The sequence below is a fragment of the Psychroflexus maritimus genome (assembly GCF_011089875.1).
In the GTDB taxonomy this organism is placed as follows: Bacteria; Bacteroidota; Bacteroidia; order Flavobacteriales; family Flavobacteriaceae; genus Psychroflexus; species Psychroflexus maritimus.
In genome coordinates, this window is sequence record NZ_JAANAS010000067.1 from 1,319 (window position 1) to 2,842 (window position 1,524).

General features: G+C 43.2%; 1 protein-coding gene. It reads right to left on the reverse strand.

Annotated elements, in window-relative coordinates; all coding sequences use genetic code 11:
- Positions 1-478: 478 nt before the first annotated feature.
- Positions 479-1,524, reverse strand: a 1,046-nt coding sequence (locus tag G7034_RS09105) for an Lcl C-terminal domain-containing protein (RefSeq protein WP_166400658.1), incomplete at its 5' end; no start/stop codon positions are given.

Here is a 1,524-nt window from a genome sequence, read left to right on the forward strand (position 1 = left end):
AGGCATCGGGATTGGTGGTTCCTATTCCCACTTGGGCGTTGGCGGTGTTTAAGCCGATGAAGGCGAGCATGAGCAAGAGCCTCCCCCAACCCCTCCTTAGGAAGGGCGTTTTTACGTTTGTGGTGTTCATTTTAGTTTTCATTTTAGTTTTTATTTGTTATCGGTTTTCAGTGATCTGTTTTGAACTGTCAAGCGTGAACTGTGAATCTGTCGTTTGCCAACTCTTAACCAGAGTTATTTCAAATTTTAGGTGGAATGCCTCTCGCAACGCAAAGCTGATTTCCATCTAGTATAAAACATCCCATAGGTAATTTCTTATTTTTCATCATTTCTCACTCTTTACGCTTCACATTTCATAACTCACTTCTTTATTCTTTGTACTTTGTACTATTTCGCTCTTTAAAACATATAGGTAGAAATAACTTATATCTAACGGGTTAAATGGTTTAACCCGTGAAACCTTTTTGTTTCACTGGGTTTAAAAAGCACGAACCGCACGAACTATAAAATAGTCGATGTTCTTTTCGTAGTTTCCCAAGGCGTCATTTAACATATGGTATGCCCAAGCGTTGTTGCTACTGAACTCGGTAGAACTCCAATAGAAGTCAGCAGAAAAACTGTTGCCTCCGTTAGCCACTGCGGTATCATCAATAGTTGTCTTGTTTTGATACATTAAAGACAATTCATCTTTTGAAGGTAGAAACCAATCGCTATAACCACCACCCGAATAATTGTCACAAAGCTCGGCTGCTATGCCAGACTGTGAGCAATCGTCTAAAATAGCACTAGTATTAGCTGTACCGGAGCCTATTCCATTGCCGTCAGCTCCTGAAATGCTTGTTCCGTAGCATCCCCATTCAGCACTAGAACTTTGATCTTCTATAGCAGCTACCAAACCATGCGTTTCTCCAGCCACATATCCTGGATCATTACTGTTAAAAATATAAAAAACAACCCCGCCTTCTCTAAAATCTCCAACTTGAGGTGGAGGTGGAATAACAGTTCTTTCTAAGCTACAAGTCTGTCCGCCAATGTTAATAGCAAACGAAGCCGTGCCATCACTTGCAGGTGTGCCGCTTATGGTGTAGGTTAAGCTTCCTGCACCAGTGGCTAAAGTTCCTGGGGCTAGTGTAGCAGTAAGCCCCGTAACACCAGTAGAATTAACCGTTTGTCCAGAATGACTTAAACCGTTACCGCCGGTATAGGCTATCTCAGAATCTACACTATTAGCTGCTTGTCCAACTGCAAGCGTACCGTTGTTGGTTGCATTTGCGCAGTCCAATGAAGCTACGAACGGATAAGTAGCTCCGCTGCATCCGTCATACCAACCGTTTGTATCGTACCATTGCATGCAGTTTTCGTCGGTGTTAAAAATCATTAAACCAACCGCAGGGTTGCTTATGGCATCGCGCTGTGCCGTAGTTATTCGTGGTGGCAAAAGACCTTTATCGGTTGCTTCTAGCTCTAAAATAGCTGAGGCATCGGGATTGGTGGTTCCTATTCCCACTTGGGCGTTGGCGGTGT